14 protein-coding genes and 1 riboswitch are annotated in these 14,381 nt (G+C 39.8%); of the genes, 12 read left to right on the forward strand and 2 right to left on the reverse strand.

Annotated elements, in window-relative coordinates:
* Positions 1-133 precede the first annotated feature (133 nt).
* From VSAL_RS18615 to thiE, 9 genes are all read left to right on the forward strand, one after another.
* Complete coding sequence (locus VSAL_RS18615; RefSeq protein WP_012551817.1) at positions 134-1,531, forward strand: YcjX family GTP-binding protein; 1,398 nt, start codon at positions 134-136, stop codon at positions 1,529-1,531.
* On the forward strand, positions 1,528-2,553 hold the full coding sequence (locus VSAL_RS18620; protein WP_012551818.1) for a YcjF family protein: 1,026 nt from the start codon (positions 1,528-1,530) through the stop codon (positions 2,551-2,553). The genes VSAL_RS18615 and VSAL_RS18620 overlap by 4 nt, the downstream gene beginning before the upstream one ends.
* Before the next feature lie 76 nt (positions 2,554-2,629).
* Positions 2,630-2,727: riboswitch (TPP riboswitch) on the forward strand.
* Between the two features lie 100 nt (positions 2,728-2,827).
* Entirely contained in the window at positions 2,828-3,682 is an 855-nt protein-coding gene (thiD, locus tag VSAL_RS18625; RefSeq protein ID WP_012551819.1) for a bifunctional hydroxymethylpyrimidine kinase/phosphomethylpyrimidine kinase, read from the forward strand.
* Entirely contained in the window at positions 3,682-4,455 is a 774-nt protein-coding gene (locus tag VSAL_RS18630; RefSeq protein ID WP_012551820.1) for an ABC transporter ATP-binding protein, read from the forward strand. Before thiD ends, VSAL_RS18630 begins: the two co-directional genes overlap by 1 nt.
* Complete coding sequence (locus tag VSAL_RS18635; RefSeq protein ID WP_012551821.1) at positions 4,448-5,266, forward strand: ABC transporter permease; 819 nt, start codon at positions 4,448-4,450, stop codon at positions 5,264-5,266. The genes VSAL_RS18630 and VSAL_RS18635 overlap by 8 nt, the downstream gene beginning before the upstream one ends.
* Before the next feature lie 27 nt (positions 5,267-5,293).
* Positions 5,294-6,241: an ABC transporter substrate-binding protein gene (locus tag VSAL_RS18640; RefSeq protein ID WP_012551822.1), complete on the forward strand. Its 948-nt coding sequence runs from the start codon at positions 5,294-5,296 to the stop codon at positions 6,239-6,241.
* Positions 6,242-6,274: 33 nt separating this feature from the next.
* Positions 6,275-6,937 carry a thiaminase II gene (tenA, locus tag VSAL_RS18645; protein WP_012551823.1) on the forward strand — a complete coding sequence of 221 codons (663 nt, stop codon included), beginning with the start codon at positions 6,275-6,277 and terminating at the stop codon, positions 6,935-6,937.
* A gap of 54 nt (positions 6,938-6,991) precedes the next feature.
* Entirely contained in the window at positions 6,992-7,795 is an 804-nt protein-coding gene (gene thiM, locus VSAL_RS18650; protein WP_083799315.1) for a hydroxyethylthiazole kinase, read from the forward strand.
* 9 nt (positions 7,796-7,804) lie between these two features.
* Positions 7,805-8,425: a thiamine phosphate synthase gene (gene thiE, locus VSAL_RS18655; RefSeq protein ID WP_012551825.1), complete on the forward strand. Its 621-nt coding sequence runs from the start codon at positions 7,805-7,807 to the stop codon at positions 8,423-8,425.
* A gap of 41 nt (positions 8,426-8,466) precedes the next feature.
* On the opposite strand, the gene VSAL_RS18660 is transcribed toward thiE, so the two are convergent.
* On the reverse strand, positions 8,467-9,249 hold the full coding sequence (locus tag VSAL_RS18660; RefSeq protein ID WP_012551826.1) for a GGDEF domain-containing protein: 783 nt from the start codon (positions 9,247-9,249) through the stop codon (positions 8,467-8,469).
* Positions 9,250-9,601: 352 nt separating this feature from the next.
* Between VSAL_RS18660 and VSAL_RS18665 the strand changes: the two genes are divergently transcribed.
* Positions 9,602-10,738 (forward strand): cache domain-containing protein, encoded by a 1,137-nt coding sequence (locus VSAL_RS18665; RefSeq protein ID WP_044583563.1) that lies wholly within the window; start codon positions 9,602-9,604, stop codon positions 10,736-10,738.
* A gap of 24 nt (positions 10,739-10,762) precedes the next feature.
* Here VSAL_RS18665 and VSAL_RS18670 read toward each other — a convergent pair whose 3' ends face one another.
* Entirely contained in the window at positions 10,763-11,644 is an 882-nt protein-coding gene (locus VSAL_RS18670; protein WP_012548944.1) for an IS982-like element ISVsa6 family transposase, read from the reverse strand.
* 148 nt (positions 11,645-11,792) lie between these two features.
* On the opposite strand from VSAL_RS18670, the gene gcvT reads away from it, so the two are divergent.
* Both gcvT and VSAL_RS18680 read left to right on the forward strand, forming a co-directional pair.
* The gene (gcvT, locus tag VSAL_RS18675; protein WP_012551827.1) at positions 11,793-12,911 is read left to right on the forward strand and encodes a glycine cleavage system aminomethyltransferase GcvT; all 1,119 of its coding nucleotides are present in this window, start codon (positions 11,793-11,795) and stop codon (positions 12,909-12,911) included.
* A 672-nt stretch (positions 12,912-13,583) separates the two neighbouring features.
* Positions 13,584-14,264 carry a MaoC family dehydratase gene (locus VSAL_RS18680; protein WP_012551828.1) on the forward strand — a complete coding sequence of 227 codons (681 nt, stop codon included), beginning with the start codon at positions 13,584-13,586 and terminating at the stop codon, positions 14,262-14,264.
* Positions 14,265-14,381 lie beyond the last annotated feature (117 nt).

Raw genomic sequence — 14,381 nt, forward strand, 5'->3', positions numbered from 1 at the left:
GGATTAATTAACAAGAGCAGTCAATAACTTATGTAGATTGATATGACACATAGGATTACTATCTTGTTCATGGGGTGTTCAGAATCAGTTCTGTACACTCCATTTGTTGTTTATAGAAAAGAGAGAAATATGAATGAGCAGATTAACCAAAGAAATGAATAAATTAGTTAACCGAAGCATGGATCGCCACGTCAAATTGGCGGTTACAGGGCTATCGCGCGCAGGTAAGACTGCATTTATTACCTCTTTGGTTAATCAATGTTTGCATGCGGGTTCAAGCGATAAGTTGCCTTTATTGTCAGTGACTCGCGAAGGTCGCATGATTGGGGCGAAACGCATACCGCAATCAAATTTGTCCATTCCAAGCTTCACTTATGATGATGGTATGGCGTCATTGTTATCAGAACCAACAACATGGCCAGAGCCTACTCGTGATGTGAGTGAACTTCGTTTAGCCATCAAATTCAAACCTAAATCAGGCATACTAAAACACCTTAAAGACAATGCAACATTGTATGTGGATATTGTCGATTATCCGGGTGAATGGTTATTGGATTTACCGTTATTAGATATGGATTATATTGAGTGGTCTAAGCAACAGCAGGCGAATTTAACAGGGCATAGAAAAGTGCTATCTGAAGAATGGTTAAAAGAAGCTCAGCAGCTTGATCCTCTTGCGCCTGTTGATGAAAAACAGCTTGCGCATATTGCGGATGCGTTTACTCAATATCTTCATACCTGTAAAGATTCAAAAGGATTACATTGGGTGCAACCGGGGCGATTTGTTTTACCGGGTGAGTTAGCAGGCGCGCCTGTTTTGCAATTCTTTCCTTTTATGTTTTTGCATAAATACACAGAAGAAGAGTTGGCAAAATCGAAGAAAGATTCAAACATCGCTGTGCTTAAAAAGCGTTATCAGCACTACCAACAACAGGTAGTGAAAAAGTTTTATAACGAGCATTTTAGACATTTTGATCGTCAAATTGTATTGGTTGACTGCTTACAGCCTCTGAATGCGGGTGAACAATCATTTAATGACATGCGCCAAGCGGTCGATCAGTTGATGCGTAGTTTCCAGTATGGCAAAAGCTCAATCCTTAAACGTTTGTTTTCACCAAAGATAGATAAAGTGTTGTTTGCTGCCACCAAAGCCGATCACGTTACGCCTGAACAGCACCCCAACATGGTGTCGCTGTTGCAACAAATGATCCATCAAACATGGCAAGAAACCGCTTACGAAGGCATTAAAATGGAGTGCATGAGCATTGCCTCAATTCAAGCAACAACCGCGGGAATGATTGAGGACGACGGTGAATTATTTTCCGCAATATCAGGGATCACCGCCGATCAAAAACCGATGATGATGTTTCCGGGGGAGGTGCCTAAACGTATTCCAAGTAAAGCGTATTGGGAAACAAAACCTTTTAATTTCATGAGTTTTCAGCCGTTAGAAAGTGAGACTGATAAACCGCTACAACATATCCGTATGGATAAAGCGATGCAGTTCTTATTAGGAGACAAATTAGTATGAGTGAATTAAAAAAGCAGCGCGTATTTCAATCTGAGCCTCAATTTACAGAAAATGAGCAGACAACAGAATCGCTGAATACTCAAAAATTGTTCGAAGAAACACAAACTTTTATTCCTCAAGCCATTGAAGAAGAAAGTGAATTGGATGATCTTGATATTGAAACGCCATTAGTGAAAAAGAAAACCCACTGGAGTATTAAAACACTGATTGGTGGATTCCTTGGATTAACAGTATGGCAAAGTGTTGATCATGTTATTACCGCGATTCAAACCGCTGATTTCTTATCATTGGGTTGGGCGGGATTAATCAGTTTAGCGGCGTTAATGGGGGTGACGGCCATTGGTCGTGAACTATGGACGCTACGTAAACTTAAAAACCGTGCCGAGATCCAACATCAAGCCACCGAATTGATGGAAGGCAATGGCATTGGTCAGGCAAAACCGTTCTGTGAAACGTTAGCTAAAAAAGGGCTAACCACTCATACTGCCGAGTTTTCTCGTTGGCAGAACAGCATTGAATCACATCATAACAACGCTGAAGTGTTTGAAATGTACGACAGCATGGTTGTGGTCGAGCAAGATAAACGAGCCAAAGCATTAATTAGTAAACATGCAGGTGAATCAGCGTTAATGGTGGCATTAAGTCCATTAGCCGTGGTGGATATGTTGTTGGTTGCGTGGCGTAATATTCGATTAATCGAGCAGGTTTCTCAAGTTTATGGTGTTGAGTTAGGTTATTGGGGTCGTTTACGTTTGTTCAAAATGGTACTGCAAAATATGGCATTTGCCGGAGCAACCGAAATGGTGACGGACGTTGGTGTTGATATGTTATCAACGGGCCTTGCAGGTAAATTATCAACCAGAGCAGCACAGGGTTTGGGGATTGGTTTATTAACGGCCCGTTTTGGATTAAGAACCATGAATCTAATGCGTCCATTGCCATGGCAAGCCGGAGAAGCGCCTAAGCTTTCTGATATGCGTAAAACCATTGTTGCTCAATTAGTATCCAAACTTAATTCATAAGTTGAGAATTAGTTTACTCTAGTTAGCATTCTCATAAAAAAGCATACTATTTACAAATCGATTAGTGATAGTATGACGGCATTAGTCGGGGAGCCAATAGGCTGAGATCGCAATAGCGAACCCGTTGAACCTGATTCAGTTAGTACTGACGTAGGGAACTAATGGTCTTCTTGAAACGATTTCTCTGATTGGTTTCTTTTAATGAGATAGCACCTATTCGGTATCTTTATCTCATGTGACTGTTTTTCCTGACCGTTAGTTAGGGAAAATAAGTATGCCTTCGTTACACACTACCGCACTTTTATCGACATTATCTTCTACCACACCGATTGTATTAACCATTGCTGGCTCTGACAGTGGCGGCGGTGCAGGCATCCAAGCCGACATTAAAGCAATTTCTGCAACCGGCAGTTATGCGTGTTCTGTTATTACCGCATTAACGGCTCAAAATACGCAAGGCGTTACGGGCATTTATCCAATCAGCAGTGAATTTGTTGAGCAGCAACTTGATGCTGTTTTCTCTGATTTGAATGTTATCGCCGTTAAAGTCGGCATGTTAAGTGATTCTGATATTATCCGCTCTGTTGCGAAAAAAATAAAACAATACTCTCCTCGCTATCTTGTGGTTGACCCTGTTATGGTCGCGACCAGCGGTGATCTTCTTCTGCAAGCATCAGCTATTGATAGCCTTAAATCTGAACTGCTTCCCCTTGCCGATGTTATCACGCCAAACCTTCCTGAAGCGGCGGCACTCATTAATGCTAAAGTTCCCGAAAGTGAAGCTGAAATGACGGCAATGATTGATGAACTTCGTCAATTAGGTGCTAAATCAGTCTTACTGAAAGGCGGGCATTTAGAAAAGGATGAAAACAGTACCGATTTACTGATTTTATCTGATTCCATAGAACGCTTATCGACACCTCGAATTGAAACTCGCAATACACACGGCACGGGCTGTACGTTATCGTCAGCGATTGCTTCGTATTTAGCGCAAGGTCATGAATTACTGGCTGCGGTAGCATTAGGTAAGCAATACATTACTCAAGCCATTATCCATGCCGATGAACTGAATATTGGTCAGGGACATGGGCCTGTGAATCACTTTTTTGCTTTACATACTCCAGAGTAATGGGGATGAATAATCGCATTGGTGCCGTCATTTCTAATGGGACGTTACAATATAAAGACAGCGAATACCCTATTATTTTCAATCTAAACATGACGATTCCTAAAGGAAAATGGACCGCCATATTAGGAAAGAGTGGCTGTGGAAAAACGTCGATATTGCGTTATCTCGCCGGATTATTGACCGATAAAGTGGTGTGGTCAGGGGATGTTTCGATTGATGGCGTAGACGTATTAGAAGGCAATATTGCGTACATGGCGCAACAAGATTTATTGATGCCGTGGCTAAACGTAATAGATAACGTCTGCTTTGCCGATAAGTTTGCAACGAACTCCCGCTTTAATTCAACCAAACCGAATTCGGATAAACACAGAGCGCATGAACTTTTAGAGTTAGTTGGGTTAAAAGCGCATGCGTTTGCGATGCCGTCACAATTATCGGGCGGGATGCGCCAGCGTGTGGCGTTAGCTCGAACATTAATGCAAGACAAACCAATGGTATTAATGGATGAACCTTTTTCCGCATTAGATGCCGTCACTCGTTATCGTCTGCAAGATCTTGCTGCTCAAGTGCTAGCAGATAAAACCGTTTTATTGATCACGCATGATCCACAAGAAGCGTTAAGACTGAGTGATGCGGTTTATATCATGCAAGGACAACCTGCTTCAGCGGTCTCTTTACCTGTCCCTAGTACGCAGATACCTCGAAAGATTGATGCTGAGCTAGCTGCACTTCAACAACAGATAATTGATACCTTAGAGGTCGATTATGTCTAAATCATTCCTTATAAATTCGACATCAGCAACGATAGGAAAGGTAACGTCAAAACCAATGCTACAAAGCGTGAAATCCATGATAAGAATCTTAATCAGTGCGGTGGTTATTCTCGGGTTTTGGCAATTCATCGTAATAGTTTTTGCTTTACCAAGCTTCATTTTACCGAATCCATTGGCTGTCTTTACTAAATTAATACAGCGATACGATGTGCTACTTGCTCATTCATGGGTAACGGCTCAAGAGATCTTACTTGGTCTTGGTTTGGGCCTTTCTATGGGGCTGCTATTTGCGCTTCAAATGCTGTTGTTTGATCCACTTCGACGTTGGTTATTGCCAATTTTAATTGCGAGCCAAGCGATCCCTGTTTTTGCTATCGCGCCTATTTTGATGTTGTGGCTGGGTTATGGCATCGCATCAAAGGTCGTGATGGCGGCATTAATTATCTTTTTCCCTGTGACTACCTGTTGTTATGACGGGCTGCGAAATACCCCAAGTGGTTATCTTGATTTAGCCCACACGATGGGTGCATCAAAATGGCAATTATTAAAATACGTTCGCTTACCTGCGGCTTTACCTGCGTTAGCGTCGGGTATCCGTGTTGCTGTTGTTGTCGCGCCTATTGGTGCGGTAGTTGGAGAATGGGTAGGCTCAAGCGAAGGCCTCGGCTATTTAATGCTGCAAGCGAATGCTCGAATGATGATAGATGAAATGTTTGCTGCGTTATTCATTCTCGCGGCGCTATCCGTCAGTTTGTATTTTCTTGCGGATGTATTGATTCAAAAACTCATACCGTGGCAACACGATAAATAAATTCATAATAAAAGGACTCATTGAATAATGAAAAATAGAGTAATTAAAGGGGCGATGGCTCTGCTTATTTCAAGCTACTCCATGATGGCAAGCGCGGAAGATAAAGCGATGACATTAATGTTGGATTGGTTTGTAAATCCGAACCATGGGCCAGTGGTTATCGCACAACAAAAAGGCTACTTCAAAGAGGAAGGCCTAAATGTGACGATTCAAGAACCCGCCGATCCAAGCATGCCGGCAAAATTAGTGGCGGCCAATAACATTGATTTAGCCATTTCTTACCAAACCAGTTTAACGATTGATGTAGCGGCAGGTTTACCGTTAATTCGTTCAGCTACCCTTATCGCTACGCCATTAAACACCTTAATGGTACTTGATAACGGCAAGATAAATTCTTTAGCTGATTTGAAAGGCAAGAAGATTGGTATTGCGATTGCGGGTAATGAAGACGCTACGATAGGAACGATGCTGAATACAGAAGGGGTTGATTTCTCTGAGGTTAAAATCATCAATGTAGGCTGGGCATTATCGTCGTCATTAGCTTCAGGAAAAGTGGATGCTATTTGGGGAGGATTACGTAATTTCGAAACCAATCAATTGGCATTAGAAGGCTACAAAGCGAAATCGTTTTTCCCAGAAGAGCACGGTGTGCCCTCGTATGATGAGCTTGTTTTTGTTGCGAACGCTAAGACGTACGATGCCGATGCGCTAAAGAAATTTAACCACGCTATCGAAAAAGCGACACAGTTTATTGTGAATCACCCTGATGAATCGTGGAAAACCTTTGTTTCTTACGCGCCAGACACTCTAAACAATGAATTAAATAAACGCGCATGGAATGACACGTTAACGCGTTTTGCCTTACGCCCATCAGCGGTTGATTTAGAACGCTACAATCGCTTCTCTGAATTTATGTTCGAGCATAAGATCATAAAAACACAACCTAAAGCCCAAGATTTTGTGCCGGTGTTGTAATCCATTTTCCCTGTTTATTTTTAGAGAATCAGTATGAATCATCAAGACTTAATTCAAGCGTGTCAAAACGAGTGGACCGAATATACCGAGCATAGCTTCGTTCAACAATTAGCGCTTGGAGAGTTGGCGCATTCGTCATTTCTACATTATTTAAAGCAAGACTTTTTGTTTTTAAAGCAGTACACCAGAGCGTATGCCTTAGCGATTTATAAAGCGAGAACGTTAGCGGAAATGCGAATGGCGTTACCGAGTGTACAAGCGTTATTGAGTTCTGAAATTGCACACCATGTGACTTATTGTGGTGAGTGGGGCGTGTCAGAATTAGAGATGGAAGCAGAGCCAGAAGCTTTTGGCACGGTCGCTTACACTCGATTTGTATTAGATACTGGCATGTCTGGTGATGTCATTGATTTATACGCAGCATTAGCACCGTGTTCGATTGGTTATGGTGTGATTGGCGCGCAGCTACTAGCAAGAGAATCAACTAAGCTTGAAGGCAATCCGTATGCGAATTGGATCAAGATGTATGGTGGTGAAGAGTTTCAATCAGGCGTGCAAAAAAGCATTACACAGTTAGATGAATTGCTTGCCGATATCGACCTTGATAGTCAGCGTGGGCAGCGTTTGTGTCATATTTTTAAAACGGCGACTCGGATGGAAGTGGCGTTTTGGCAGCAAGGATTAGATGAAGCCTAATTGTTGATGATTAGTACTCTATTAATGAATAAGCGAACGAATTAAGGAAGAACAATGACAATCATGAACACGCAAGAAATTATTGAAGCATTGGCAATGTTACGCGAGAAAAAACCGTTAGTTGTAAACATTACCAACTACGTCGTGATGAATAACACTGCGAATGCGTTATTGGCGCTAGGTGCTTCACCAATCATGGCGCACAGCCAACAAGAAATGGCAGAGATGATGAGTTTCTCTGGTGCGTTGGTGATTAACATCGGTACATTAGACAGCGTATGGACACCAAGAATGCATTTCGCGGTAGAGCAAGCAAACCTTAATAATAAAGTGGTGGTGCTTGATCCAGTGGGATGTGGTGCAAGTCAACTTCGTACCCAAACCGCTCGTCAAATCGCAGAAGCCGCGAATACACTGATTATTCGAGGTAATGCCTCTGAGATCATCGCATTAGCAGGTGAAAACGCACAAAGCAAAGGCGTAGATGCATTAGACAGCAGTGATTCTGCATTAGGTGCGGCTTGTTATGTCGCGCAGCAGTATCAATGTAGCGTCGTTATTTCGGGCGAAACCGATTACGTTGTCACAAAAGAGGCACAGTATAAACTGAATAATGGTCATGCGATGATGCCTTTTGTTACGGGTATGGGTTGTACTCATACCGCATTAACTGGGGCTTTTGCGGCAATAGGTGATCATTCAGGGGTTGCTGCGACAGCTGTTTTAGGCGTTGCAGGGGAAATCGCCGCAGAGCAATCAGCAGGCCCAGGTAGCTTGCAAATAAATCTATTAGATACGCTATATCAGTTAGATGAAGAGACGTTGATGAATCGATTAAAATTAACAGTTAATGCATAGGTAATAAGCATGAATAACCCTTATAAACTGTATTTGGTGACAGATGACAAGCAAGATATAGACACCTTATGTAATGTAGTAAAAGAGGCAGTTAAAGGAGGTGTCACCATGGTACAGATCCGTGAAAAACACGGAGATATACGCGCATTTATTGAACGTTCAATTGCAGTAAAGAATGTATTAAAAGACAGTGGTGTACCATTAATCATAAATGATCGTGTTGATGTGGCATTGGCGGTGAGAGCGGATGGAGTGCATTTAGGTCAATCCGATATGCCTGCAAACCTTGCTCGCCAATTGATTGGCCCTGATATGATTTTAGGGTTGTCTGTTGAAAATGAAACGCAGTTGCGTGAAGCGCAAGATCTACCTGTTGATTACCTTGGTATCAGTGCGATATTTTCTACGCCAACTAAGACTAATATTATTAAAGAGTGGGGCATTGACGGTTTAACGAAAGCCGTTAAAGAAAGTAAACTTCCTCTTGTGGCTATTGGTGGCATTAACGAAACGAACATTAAGAAAGTAGCAGATACTCAAGTGGATGGTATTGCTTTAGTGTCGGCAATTTGCCATGCAACATCGCCAAAGCAGGCAAGTGAAGGGTTACTTGAATTGATGGGACGTTAATTGTTCTATTAGTTAGTTTATCAATATGAAATTTGAGCACTTTAGGTGCTCTTTTTTAGTGCTTTTTTCATTTTATACATCGCTTTATCTGATTGTATTAATGCTTCTTCAAAGTTTTCTTTCGTTGCTTTTTCAATCCCGTATGAGAATGAAATTGGTTCATTATTTAATGAGGTATATACGTCGTTAATATAGTCTTTTGCTCGTTCTGAATCGATCGTGACGATAAATTCATCACCACCGATGCGAAAGGCCATTTCTTGCTTTAAGCAACTTGCCTTTAATATTTGAGCGAAGCGAATGATCATTAAATCACCGACGGCGTGGCCTTTAATATCGTTCACTTGTTTTAATCCATTTAAATCAAAATAGATAAGATCAAATGAGGATAGTTTGATTTCAGGGAATTTCTTACGATTATAGAGCCCGGTCAAATCGTCTTTCATGCTTTCTTTAATGAGGCTTTTTACAATGTTTGTTAACCCGACAGCAATCAGTAAAAAAGCGAGTAATAACGTACCGTCGTCAAGCAAGGTATCCGATATTTCATTATTATCAGCGTAGTGATCCAAAAAAGGAATTTCTGTTAGTAAATCATAAGACTTGTTAAATAAAAGTAAGTAAGCACCAATAAGAAGCTTTGGATATAGGGTTAAATGGGATTTAACAGTAAGAAATATATAGCTCAATAAGATCAGCATGGCACCTTCAAAAAAAAGGTCAGATATAGAATCAAAACCCACATAATGACTGATGGCAATAACCCCTATTAAAAGAGCAGTAGCAATACCAGAGATGATTAAAGGGATTTTAGGTTCAGTCATGTTAGCCTAATCGAATTGTATACTGTGAAGCTTAAGCCTACTTAATTTTCAACGAAAAATAAACGATAAATTTGCATGTACGTTTAATGAAATGAACGAATTAATGTAATTTTGTGATAGTCGGTTATTTTTATAAATATAACTCGTTAAAAGTTACGTGCTTCATGTTGTTATATTGTTTGAAAGGGCGTAGATTTTAACCATACTATGTATCGTGTATAACGTAAGTGTATTGATTAAGGATAAAGGCGAGTAAATAGTATGTTTTTGTTATTAACCTTATAAAAATTATAGAAAATATTGAATATGGTATAAATCGAATGAAAATTAATGATCAAGGATATCGATTTACATGCAGTTTTATCACTCATTAAAAACTAAACTTTGGATGATTATTCTTTTTTCATTAGTCCCCGCTGGGATCATCGTCTCGTCTAATATTTTTTATGAATACCGAACCGCAAAAGAAGACGTAGAAAAAGAAGCATTACAAATAGCGACAAGTTTGGCTTATGAACAGCTTGAGCTTGTAAGTGAAGCGAAAGTCTTTCTTTCTCAATTAAGCCAAATGGACAGCATTAAAGATCCGACTTCCTTATTGTGTATACAAACAGTCCAGCAAGCGCTTAAGTTAACGATTAGTTATGCAAACATCGGTGTGCCAAACAAGATAGGAAACCTAAATTGCACAGCCATCGCGTTAAATAAAGACATCAATATTACCGATCGGGAATATTTTCAAAAAGCGATAAATGAGAAAGAATTCACAGTAAGTGGTTTTCTGATTGATCGTGTGGTTCAAAAAGCCTCTGTTAATTTTGCTTATCCTGTTTACGGTACTGAAGGGGATGTTGTTGGTGCGGTTGTTGCGGTTATTTCATTAGATTGGTGGAGTAAGCGATTAGCGAGATTCCGCTTACCCGAGAATACCGTGGCGGTATTAGTTGATAATAATAGTAATATTATTACTTCAAATAACAATACGATTACACGCTATGAAGGAAAGATCCCGTCCTCTATTCAACAACGAGTAAACATTAATGAACCGTTTATTTTTGAAACGAAAGACAAGAAAGGCATTTCACTTCTTGCGGTTAGCGTTCCTCTATTTCCTGATGATTTAAATAATCACAGTCAAATTGTTATTGCTTTACCTCTTGATGACGCTTATCAAGGGGTCATGAATACCTTAGTTAGAAATGTTACGCTATTTATTATTAGCAGTGTTTTGTTTTTATTAATTCTATTATTGGGGTTTAATCAAAGTGTGATTAAACCGATTCAAACCTTATTGCTATCGACTCAACAGTATGTAGAAAGAAAGCGTGGCGCAAAATTCTCTGGTACTAATGAGTTATTGTGTTTATCCGAGCATTTTGATTTTGTAGTTCAAGAGCAAGGAACGATTGAAAATGAGTTGATAGACAAAGAACTCCGCTTAAGTCGAGCCTATACTCGTATCAATAATCTATTAGATAATCTAACCTAACCTGAATTCTGGATAAAACATGCTTTAAGCGAGGATTAGTTCAAATTCACATTCTGATAGCTTAATTCGTGGCTTTTGTTTTTTTAAACAATAAGCCACAACGCCTGAAATTACATTTAGCATGAAACCAGTCACGCTACGATGACGGCTATGTTCAATTTGAGAGATATTCTTCAATTGGTCATTTATCGTTTCGATAATGTATCTCTTTGATAACATAGCCTTATCAAAAGCACTTATCTCTTTTGCTTTCATGTTTTTTCGCGAGGTAGTCACTAAATCGACATCAGAGTTCTTTAAGCTCTCACTCAACTTTTTACCTATGTACCCTTTATCAGCGTACAATTTCCCCGAGAGTTCTTTGCATAAATCAGGTACAGGAGTCCTATCATTTACATTGCCAGCTGTGATTTTCAGCGAAATAATTTCTCCAAGATGGTTAATCAATAAATGAAGTTTGAAGCCGAAAAACCATCCCATGGTACCTTTTCCTCTTTTCGCAACACCATCAAAGACTTTATGGCGAGGAATTCGAATGTTATGGCATACTTTAAGACTCGTGGAGTCAACAAAAGCAATGCCAGTCGGCTTACCTTTGATAGATTGAAAATAGGCACACATTGGGGCGATTAGGCTAGGCATTTTGCTCACAAATCGAGTGTAGCTAAGTAAATTTGGAAAGTATCCTTTCCAATATTGATGAACTAACCCGATATAGAAGTTCTTGAAATCTCTATGATTTGATTGATGAAAAGCGATGACAATAGTCATACATTCACTAGTAGACATTACTGACTGACGTTTTCTTTTTCTCTCACTAGCCTCAACAAGGTATTTTTCCCATTGAGATAAGAATTGATAACAAAAATCATCGACATCACAAAATATATCAACTAATTTATTCATCTTGCCCACCTTTTAAAATACGTTCAAATAATTCTTGGTCGAAAGATCTGATCGTTAGGTGGGCAATTAGTTCAGCCTTATCCAGAATTCAGGTTAATTAGAACAATAACGATTAAATCAGCCAGTGATGGCACATGGAGAAAGAAGAATGTCAGAACAACTAAATAAAACTGCACTTTTTGATATGCACGTAGCTGCTGGCGCAAAAATGGTGCCATTTGCCGGTTATGATATGCCTGTCCAGTACCCACTTGGTGTGAAAAAAGAACACCTTCATACACGTGATTCGGCGGGGTTGTTTGATGTATCGCACATGGGACAACTGCGATTAAAAGGTGATGGGGCAGCTGCTGCTTTAGAGGCTCTAGTACCTGTTGATATTATTGACCTTCCTTCTCAGAAACAACGTTATGCGTTCTTCACTAACGAAGAAGGCGGCATTATGGATGATTTGATGGTGGCTAATTTTGGTGATCATCTGTTTGTGGTGGTGAATGCGGCATGTAAAGAACAAGATATTGCGCATTTACAAGCCCACTTACCAAAAGACGTTGAACTTGAAGTGATTGAAGATCGTGCTTTACTCGCACTTCAAGGACCAAAAGCCGCAGATGTGTTATCAAGGCTTCAACCTGCTGTGGCAAACATGTTGTTCATGGATTCAATCACGATCGATATTAATGGCATCGAATGTTATGTTAGCCGCTCTGGTTATACTGGCGAAGATGGTTATGAAGTTTCTGTACCCAATGATAAAGCAGCAGAACTAGCAGAGACATTAACGTCATTTGAAGAAGTGGAATGGATTGGTCTTGGTGCGCGTGATTCACTGCGCTTAGAGTGCGGTCTGTGTTTATACGGTCATGATTTAGATACCACCACCACACCAGTTGAAGCAAGCTTGTTGTGGGGTATCAGTAAGAACCGTCGTGCGGACGGTGAAAGAGCCGGTGGTTTCCCTGGTGCTGATATCATTCTTAAGCAAATAGAAACCAAAGATGTGAACCGCAAACGAGTTGGTTTGGTTGGTCAAACTAAAGCCCCTGTTCGTGAGGGCTGTAAATTGTTCGATGCGAATGATACTGAAATTGGTGTTATAACCTCTGGTACTGCAGGTCCGACAGCAGGTAAACCGGTGTCAATGGGATACTTAAGAACCGATCTTGCTGTTATTGGCACTGAAGTGTTCGCTGAAGTTCGAGGCAAAAAATTAGCAATGACCGTTGAAAAAATGCCGTTTGTACCTCAGCGTTATTATCGCGGTTAATCTTGAGTGCGTTAATTTACGCTCTCACTTTTAAAGAGTAAAGAAAGCCTCCAGACTTACTTGAGTTTGGGGGCTTTTATTTTGGATGATAGAACAGGTAATAACCTTGTTTGTATTCTCACCTAAAAGACGCGTGTTGTTGGTGTGTCGCCGATTAATACATCGTGACGTGAGAGTATTTATCAATATTGGGATCTACGTTAGCTTATGGTAAAGCGCCTATTTCAATAATTTAACGGTGAGCAAGTAATGTGGTGTCATTGATATATATAATCGCTTAAAGAGATTTTTCTATATGTTAAAAAGAAAGTGAGCGATGAAAATTACCGTTAACGTGTAAATTTATTGGAAAATTCATGAGTTTTACACTAAATTTTAATAGGAATGTAAACAAAAGAGAATCGCATTTTGGATCAATTTCAAATTTGTGATTATTTTTATTATTACGACATTATTAGCAAATATGAGAAGAATGGTGAGTTTTTGCTTTTATGACTGAATTTTTTGTACAGTGTACATTAATGTCAAGTTGTTGTTATATAGATATAAAGTTGATTCTGGCGAACACTTGTAAGCTCGGAAGTATTTGCAAAAAAACGTGACGTGTAACACAATTGTACTTCTGGCGATTAAGCATTGTTTTTACGATTAGATATCAAATAAGGTTTCTCTATGAAGGTTGTCGATTTTCTGAAGCATAAGCGTGAATATCTGGCGAAACATCCATTTGAATTAAAAGACTGGATGTCACCAACCATTAAGGATTACTGGATTGAGTTTTTACAAAAAGCCAATAATATTCACATTATTTCTTGGGTGAAAGAGCACAAGCGTACCGTTAATAGTACGCAAGAAGCTATTCAACCAGAGCCTGTTGAGATGAATGCAGATACACAAGCACTATACGAAGAACTGACTGCGCAACTAGGTGATGAAATTCACGTAGGCAGTTGGTCTGTAATGGATCAAGAACGTATCAATAATTTTGGTGCTGTTACAGAAGATCCACAATGGATTCATACCGATCCAGAAAGAGCCGCCGCAGAATCACCTTTTAAAACCACTATTGCACATGGCTTTTTAACATTATCAATGTTGTCTAAGATGACCGATAATGTAGGTAATGATAATTTACTTTTCCCTACTGCTAAAATGACGGTGAATTACGGATTAAACAAAGTTCGTTTCCCATACCCAGTAAAAGCAGGTAAGCGTATTCGTTCAAGGAGCACACTGCTATCAGTGACGCCGATTAAACGTGGCTTAGAAATTGAAACAGAAGTAAAAGTTGAGATCGAGAAATGTCGCCGCCCAGGGTGTGTTGCTGTTTCGGTGATCCGTTTATATTTCTAAGAGTGTAAAGACTGCTTACTTTATCGCTATTAAATGAAAAAGCCGCCGTATTCTTTATCGTTATTGTATAAAGAATACAGCGGCTTTTTTGTGTCTATTGTTTATTATTATATTAAC

This window comes from Aliivibrio salmonicida LFI1238, assembly GCF_000196495.1.
GTDB lineage: Bacteria > Pseudomonadota > Gammaproteobacteria > Enterobacterales > Vibrionaceae > Aliivibrio > Aliivibrio salmonicida.

Coding starts and splice junctions, on each gene's coding strand:
- VSAL_RS18615 (WP_012551817.1), top strand. CDS start 134: ATGAGCAGATTAACCAAAGAAATGAATAAATTAGTTAACCGAAGCATG.
- VSAL_RS18620 (WP_012551818.1), top strand. CDS start 1,528: ATGAGTGAATTAAAAAAGCAGCGCGTATTTCAATCTGAGCCTCAATTT.
- thiD (WP_012551819.1), top strand. CDS start 2,828: ATGCCTTCGTTACACACTACCGCACTTTTATCGACATTATCTTCTACC.
- VSAL_RS18630 (WP_012551820.1), top strand. CDS start 3,682: ATGGGGATGAATAATCGCATTGGTGCCGTCATTTCTAATGGGACGTTA.
- VSAL_RS18635 (WP_012551821.1), top strand. CDS start 4,448: ATGTCTAAATCATTCCTTATAAATTCGACATCAGCAACGATAGGAAAG.
- VSAL_RS18640 (WP_012551822.1), top strand. CDS start 5,294: ATGAAAAATAGAGTAATTAAAGGGGCGATGGCTCTGCTTATTTCAAGC.
- tenA (WP_012551823.1), top strand. CDS start 6,275: ATGAATCATCAAGACTTAATTCAAGCGTGTCAAAACGAGTGGACCGAA.
- thiM (WP_083799315.1), top strand. CDS start 6,992: ATGACAATCATGAACACGCAAGAAATTATTGAAGCATTGGCAATGTTA.
- thiE (WP_012551825.1), top strand. CDS start 7,805: ATGAATAACCCTTATAAACTGTATTTGGTGACAGATGACAAGCAAGAT.
- VSAL_RS18660 (WP_012551826.1), bottom strand. CDS start 9,249: ATGACTGAACCTAAAATCCCTTTAATCATCTCTGGTATTGCTACTGCT.
- VSAL_RS18665 (WP_044583563.1), top strand. CDS start 9,602: ATGCAGTTTTATCACTCATTAAAAACTAAACTTTGGATGATTATTCTT.
- VSAL_RS18670 (WP_012548944.1), bottom strand. CDS start 11,644: ATGAATAAATTAGTTGATATATTTTGTGATGTCGATGATTTTTGTTAT.
- gcvT (WP_012551827.1), top strand. CDS start 11,793: ATGTCAGAACAACTAAATAAAACTGCACTTTTTGATATGCACGTAGCT.
- VSAL_RS18680 (WP_012551828.1), top strand. CDS start 13,584: ATGAAGGTTGTCGATTTTCTGAAGCATAAGCGTGAATATCTGGCGAAA.